The sequence below is a fragment of the Nostoc cycadae WK-1 genome (assembly GCF_002897135.1).
Taxonomy (GTDB): domain Bacteria; phylum Cyanobacteriota; class Cyanobacteriia; order Cyanobacteriales; family Nostocaceae; genus Nostoc_B.
The window spans coordinates 187,228-194,280 of the sequence record NZ_DF978430.1 but is presented as its reverse complement, the minus strand read 5'-3'; the positions used below and the strand labels follow the sequence as shown (position 1 = coordinate 194,280).

Sequence of the window (7,053 nt, the reverse complement as noted above, 5' to 3'; positions counted from 1 at the left end):
ACTTATAAAGAGCGTGACAACATCGCCAAGGTCATCAAGATTCTATGCGAACTGATAGAGGAATTTATCTCAGAAGATTACGAGCTAATTGTGGTAGATGATGATAGTCCAGACCGCACTTGGGAAGTAGCGCAATCAATGATGGCAGAATATCCTAACTTGCGGGTGATGCGTCGCCAACAAGAACGGGGATTATCTTCAGCAGTTATCCGCGGGTGGCAAGCTGCTAGGGGGAGTGTTTTAGGCGTAATTGATGGAGATTTACAACACCCGCCAGAAGTGTTGGCGCAGCTGTTACGTGGTATTGCACAGGGCGCAGATTTGGCTGTGGCGAGTCGTCATATAGAAGGTGGCGGTGTCAGCAGTTGGAGTGCGGTGAGACGTTTTTTGTCTCGTGGCGCTCAAGTGTTGGGTTTGATTTTCTTACCTGGGGTATTAGGGAGAGTTTCTGACCCGATGAGTGGTTATTTTATGGTGCGTCGCAGTTGTATTGCAGGTGTCACGCTTAATCCTGTAGGCTACAAAATTCTCCTAGAGGTGATTGGACGGGGAAATGTAGGAGAAATTGCCGAGGTTGGTTATGTATTTTGCGAGCGCCAAGAAGGCGAAAGCAAAGTGACATGGAAACAATATATAGAATACTTACATCACTTATTGCGCTTACGGCTAACTACAAAACAGGTGGGACAAAAATCTTCTTTTCCCATTGGTCGATTTCTCCGCTTTGGCTTGGTAGGACTAAGTGGGGTATTTGTGGATATGGCAATACTTTATCTACTTAGCGACCCGACGACTTTAGCTTTACCCCTAACACGGAGTAAAATCATTGCTGGTGAAATTGCAGTTTTTAATAATTTTTTGTGGAATGATGCTTGGACATTTGCTGATGTGAGTCAGAGACAGCAAGAATGGCATCATCGTCTGAAGCGGCTTTTGAAATTTAATCTTGTTTGCTTGGCAGGATTGGGAATAAATGTGTTGGTGTTAAATTTAGTCTTTAATTTTGTTATTCCCAATCGTTATGTTGCTAACTTAATTGCGATCGCAGTTGCGACTGTCTGGAATTTTTGGGTGAATTTAAAACTGAGTTGGCGCGTAACTGATGTGAAATAAGCGAACTTAAATTTACAAATCAAGTCAAAATAGCAATGAGTTGACTTGTAAATGGCGCGGCTATGAAAGTTTTTTTTGGGAGTGCATCAAAATTTTACCAACATACGATTTTGTTTTTTTCTACCTTTGCTAACCGCCGCGTGCCTTTAGCAGACGAAACTTCTCCCTCAAACCCGATAGCGGGGAATTGGCATTTTGTGACCAATAGTCGCTGGTTTCATCCTTTGCTGTTACTGGTGTGGTTAATGATTGGTCTGGGTTTGCGTTTAACTAATTTAACAGCAAAACCACCTTGGACTGATGAATTTTCGACTTTAGTATTTAGCTTGGGGAATAGTTTTTTACCAGTACCCTTAGACCAAGCGATCGCACCTGATATTTTATTACAACCATTGCAACCCCAAGCAAGTGATACTATCCAAGATGTTTGGGCGCACTTGAGCCATGAAACCAATCATCCGCCACTGTATTTTTTCTTAGCTCACTGGTGGATGCAGTTATTTCCGACACAACAAGGTCTAGTTTCATTATGGGGGGCGCGATCGCTCTCGGCAATTTTTGGTGCTGCATCAATTCCCGCTATCTATGGTTTAGGCTGGCTAACTTTTCGTTCTCGCTTGATTGCACATATCGCTGCTGCCATTATGGCGGTCTCACCTTATGCTATCTTTCTGGCACAAGAAGCACGTCATTACACTTTGGCAATTTTGTGGGTGATTGCATCTTTTGCTTGTTTAATTATCGCTACGCGCCACATCCAAAATCGGACACAATTACCCATCACCACAGCACTAGCTTGGGTAGTTATTAATGCTTTCGGGATTGCAACCCATTACTTTTTTGTTCTTACCCTTGGTAGTGAAGCCTTAGTTTTAATTTTCCTCGCTTGGCGACAAAGTAATTTTACATCTCCACCGTGGCGGCGAATTTATGCGGTTGCTGCTGGTACTGCTATCTCAGGAATAGTTTGGGTACCAATATTTTTACAGAATAATTATGGTGATAAATTAACAGATTGGATACAACAACCGCGCCAAGGATTTGAATGGTTAAACCCATTTTTTCAGGCTTTTGCAGCTTGGGTAACAATGCTTTTCTTGCTCCCCATCGAATCACCACAGTTAGCAATTATTTTAATTTCTGGGCTGGTGATGTTGATTTTCTTTATTTGGTTTTTACCAATATTTATCCGCGGCATCAAAGTTCAATTACAACAACCAGAAACTCAGGTTTTATGGGGAATTATTTTAGCGGCGATCGCTTTATTTTTTGTCTTTACTTATTTCCTGGGAATTGATTTAACCAGAGGCGCTCGTTATAACTTTGTGTATTTTCCCGCCGTCATTCTTTTACTTGGGGCAAGTTTAGCAGTTCGTTGGCAAATTCAGGAGAAAAATTATAAAATCACAGGCAAACAAGCTTTAGCAATAATTTGGCTCATGGGATTTTGTAGCGCAGTAACTGTGATTTGTAATTTAGGCTATCAAAAATACTATCGCCCTGATTTATTTTTACAACTTATCAGACAAACATCTCAAGTTCCAGTCGTGATTGCAACTACTCAAATTACCCATGTTCAAATGGGTGAAATGATGGGTATTGCTAGAGAGTGGAAAATTCAAAATACGCCATCAGCATCACTCCAGTTTGTCCTTGCACATCAAGACCAAAACCCAAATACTTCTACAAATACCCTCAATAATATTTTAAAAACTCTGCCAAAACCTTTTGATTTGTGGTTAGTAAATTTCCGCGCCCCCACAGCAGCAGAAACAGAAAAATGTCTTGCTGAAACTAAATCTCTACCAGCAGTCAACGGCTACGAGTACAAAATTTATCATTGTCAATAGTCAGTTCTTTCCCTCCGCTTACCTTAGCGCTACTCTGCATTGAAAAACTCTGGTACACCCACAGATGATAAACCTGCGATCGCCCGTAAATTTTGACAGCGAATTAACTCCGTAAAATTTAACCCAGAACCTCCTTCTATTTTGGCTACGGCTTCAATTGCAGATAGTAAATGTTGCGACGCTTCAGCTTCTAAATAACCCCGACGTTGGGCTACTTTAATGGCTGCTATATCAGCATTTAACTCCGACTCTGATGATTTGTTACTACGCCAAATACGCAAAGCGGCGATCGCACTTAATCCCCCAGCCACCGCCACACCAACTGCATCTGACTGCGACGATTCAATTAATCCAGCCAACAATCCCAGCAGCACGACACCTTGATCAATATTTGGTTTAAACCATTTCACCCCAATTAACCAGCTAACCTTCTGCAACAGCAGCAAATCTCGTTGTGGTTTGGTTAAGCGCCCCCATAAGTCAAAATTAATGTATATCGGTCTATCTTGATTCCAAGGCAAGGGAAAAGTAGCATCAATGACCTTGGCTTGCTGTGGTTTACTGACTATTTTGGTCGTCATTCTCCCAGAAGCCGGCATCACATCTAATAACCGACGAATTTCCGCATTTGGTTCCATCTTTGTGTTCTTTGCGCCCTACTCTGCGAGAAGCCGCTTACGCGTCTATGTGGTTCGTTGTTCTGAAAAATTGAGAGGTTCAGATACCCGACTTCTCAAAGAATTCGGGTATCTCGTCCTTTACAGAAATTAAGAGTTGTAAAAAAACAGACGTATTTATGAAAATATCTAGATAAACAGATCTATATTAATTCGGGCTGATATGCTGCCTGCTGAGATTAAATTTTAAATTACATGGACGCTTTTGCTCCCATCCCACCTGAATGGACATCTGAGGCAGTTCACTCTTATGAATTTTGCTGTCCTACTTGCCATTCTAGTAGTCGAGAAGCATTACAAGTTTGGATCAATCGGCGATCGCCTGTGATCTCAGAAGAACACCGCCGCAAATGGCAAGAGTTCTATAAATGTCATTGTGGTTGTGCATGGTGGGCTTGGAGTAGCGATCGACCCCCATCGGATTTGGCTAAACCAGAAGATGATCCTCCCCAATAAAAAAGCCCACGTAAAGTGGGCTTTTTTATCTATCTCATCTCATCCAAACCTAAATTCTAGAACGAGAAGGTGGTACGAATTGTACCGACGTAGATAGTATCGTTGTTGTCGTTATGTTCAGGATTGAAAACTACCAACAAGCCAGGAGTCACTAAAATGTTATCGCTGACTTTGATTTTATAAAGACCTTCTAAGTGATAAGAAGTATCTCTGTCGGTATTTGCTCTACCACCAAAATTCAGGTCAGTAACTTTGGGTGGTTGACCAAAAATGATACCTAAAGTGTTACCTTCTCTACCCAGGTCTTTGATAGATAAATTAGCCGCCCAGTACCAAATCTCTGCGTCACCGGAAGTTGTACCAGCGTCAGCTTGTGCATCGGTGTAACCTACCCAACCGCCAACGCCAATTTTATCAGTGGGGCGGAAGTTAGCCATGAAACTGTAGTTGTTAGCTGTGGTACCAATGTTACCGAAAGGTCTGCTAGAAAGAGAACTACCTTGGCTACCAAACAGGTTGACATCAATATCAGCACCATCATTTTGATAAGTGTGAGAGTAGGCAAAACCAAGGTTGATCTGTTTGCTTGGTTTGAAGTCTATTTGACCAAAGTAGGCATTAGATCCGTTGAATAAGCCATTACCTTGGGAAGGGTCACTAGCGTTAGGTGCAAGATACGCACCTGTGAGGCTGATAGGCCCTTTGGGGTTTACAGTCACTGTCAAACCTGCACCACCAGGAGAGGATGCCCGATAAATTGGGCTGAAACGTCCGTAGCGAGACAAAGCACCTGTACCACTACTTCTGAAGTCTGGGTTGAATACGTTGATGTTATTCCACAGTTCCGCACCAAACGCATCAACCTTGACTCGGATTGCATCACTTACTAGGTTAAATTCATAGTTGAGTTTATCAACTTCAACTTCATTACTATTATCACCATCATGACCTAAGCGAGTCATGTTGGTGCCAGTAACAGAAGTGCCAAATTGGGTGAGATTTCGAGCTTGCAAACGAGTTTGCAATCTATCTGAACCTGTAAAGCTGGTATATAAGTTCAACCGCACCCGATCAGCCAAAATCACATTACTGTCTAGGTTCCGGTTGTTGTTGCGATCAGTGTCTGTATCAGCTCTATCACCACCAAAGGGTGCAGCTACAGTGAAAATAGCTTCACCGACCAACTTAGTGGTAGTGGAGAATTGATTTGCTTCTAACTCAGATGTCCGGGCTTCCAGCGCATCTACCCGACCACGCAGAGTTGCGAGTTCGGCGGAAAATTCTTCTTGTAAACGCTGTAATGTGGCTAAGTCTTCTTTGGTAACTAAATCAGCTGTGGCTGTAGCAATTAATTCGTTAACCCTGTCTAAACAAGCGTTCAAACCAGCAGCAAACTCATAACGAGTTAAAGCCCGGTTCCCGCGATATGTACCGTTGGGATAACCTGCAATACAACCGTAACGTTCTACTAAGGACTGTAAGGCTTGGAATGCCCAATCTGTAGGCTGTACATCCGAAAATTGAGAAACGGATGTTACTTGACCCATGCTGTCAGGTTGTGCAGACAACTGATTAACAGTTGTGATTTGCTCGTTAGCTTCTCCTGCTAAAGCGCTGTTAGCAGCTAATAAGGTCGCAGCTAAAACTGCTGGACTGACTTTCAGAACATTCCAGAAAGAATTTTTCATGATTTTGCTTTCACTCACACCATACCGTCAAACAAAAGTTTATGAACATAATTCCTGATTATTTTCTCAGGAATTATACTCATAAACCTTGTTTTCATTATATCACGTAAGTGTGATTTTAGAAAGTGAAAGTTGTACGTAATGTCCCTACGTAAATAGTATCGTTTCTGCTGTTGTTTTCAGGGTTGAAAATTACCAGCAAACCAGGTGTCACTTGAATGTTGTTGCTGACCTTGATTTTATACAGACCTTCTAGATGGTAAGTACTTTGTCCATCTCTACGATTAGCAACAGGACTTTCTGTCACTGTTGGTGGCTGACCAAACACGATACCTAGTACGTTACCTTGTTTACCAAGGTCTCTCAGCGCCAAGGTTCCAGCCCAGTAGACTACATCTGCATCTCTACCTCTGTTTGCGCCAGTTTCAGCTACAGCATTAGAGTATCCAGCCCAACCACCAATCGTCAACTTATCACTAGGTTTAAAGCTTGCTTGGATACCATAGTGATTACCTGTGGTAGCAACACCACTACCAAAGGGCGCACCAGCAAATGTACTACCTGTAGCACCTATAAAGTTGATAGCGTTCGTATTGGTGTTAGTCGGATCTGTATCATTATCTCTCCCGCCGTCATAAGTATGGGCGTAAGCGAGACCAATATTCAAGGCTTTACTGGGTTTAAATTCTATTTGTCCAAAAGCTGCATAATCACCGTTGAACAAGCCAAAACCTTCATTGGGGTTACTGGCTTTAGAAGCTAAATAAGCTCCGGTTAAGCTAATAGCACCTTTAGGGTTAAGAGTAACTGTTAAACCAGCGCCGCCAGAGCCTAAACGATAAATTGGGCTGAAACGTCCGTAACGTGAAATTGCACCTGTACCACTACTTCTAAAGTCTGGGTTGAAGACGTTGACGTTTTCCCACAACTCGCCAGTGTTAGCATCAACTTTCACCCGAATATAATCGCTCAAATTGAAAGCGTAGTTAATTTTATCAACTTGAACTTGGTTATCAGTCGGGTCAGCAAACGACAAACGGGTTTGGCTTGTACCAGTTACGCTTCTGTTGTTGACAATATTCCCAGCTTGTAACCGGACTTGCAGTTGATCTGTACCTGTGAAGCTGCTTAATAAGTTTAAACGCGCCCGGTAGTCGAAAGTAGTGTTGGAAGTTAAATCTCGTGTTGGTGTCTGGGGATTAGATACCGCTTGATTGTTTCCAAATGCTTGAGATGCGTCGAAAATAGCTTCACCGACCAACTTAGTGG

General features: G+C 42.5%; 6 protein-coding genes. 3 read left to right on the top strand and 3 right to left on the bottom strand.

Going from position 1 to position 7,053, the window contains the following annotated elements; all coding sequences use genetic code 11:
- Positions 1-1,113 (top strand): glycosyltransferase (locus NCWK1_RS16030; protein ID WP_103125391.1); only part of this gene is annotated, 1,113 nt, incomplete at its 5' end.
- 245 nt (positions 1,114-1,358) lie between these two features.
- Complete coding sequence (locus NCWK1_RS16025) at positions 1,359-2,963, top strand: glycosyltransferase family 39 protein (protein WP_103125453.1); 1,605 nt, start codon at positions 1,359-1,361, stop codon at positions 2,961-2,963.
- A 29-nt stretch (positions 2,964-2,992) separates the two neighbouring features.
- On the opposite strand, the gene NCWK1_RS16020 is transcribed toward NCWK1_RS16025, so the two are convergent.
- Complete coding sequence (locus tag NCWK1_RS16020) at positions 2,993-3,601, bottom strand: DUF3318 domain-containing protein (protein ID WP_103125390.1); 609 nt, start codon at positions 3,599-3,601, stop codon at positions 2,993-2,995.
- A 234-nt stretch (positions 3,602-3,835) separates the two neighbouring features.
- Between NCWK1_RS16020 and NCWK1_RS16015 the strand changes: the two genes are divergently transcribed.
- Positions 3,836-4,096, top strand: a complete 261-nt coding sequence (locus NCWK1_RS16015) for a hypothetical protein (protein ID WP_096576892.1) — start codon at positions 3,836-3,838, stop codon at positions 4,094-4,096.
- A 56-nt stretch (positions 4,097-4,152) separates the two neighbouring features.
- Here NCWK1_RS16015 and NCWK1_RS16010 read toward each other — a convergent pair whose 3' ends face one another.
- Both NCWK1_RS16010 and NCWK1_RS16005 read right to left on the bottom strand, forming a co-directional pair.
- Positions 4,153-5,784 carry an iron uptake porin gene (locus NCWK1_RS16010; RefSeq protein WP_096576889.1) on the bottom strand — a complete coding sequence of 544 codons (1,632 nt, stop codon included), beginning with the start codon at positions 5,782-5,784 and terminating at the stop codon, positions 4,153-4,155.
- Positions 5,785-5,902: 118 nt separating this feature from the next.
- Positions 5,903-7,053: iron uptake porin (locus NCWK1_RS16005; protein ID WP_103125389.1), on the bottom strand; the 1,151-nt coding region annotated here is incomplete at its 5' end.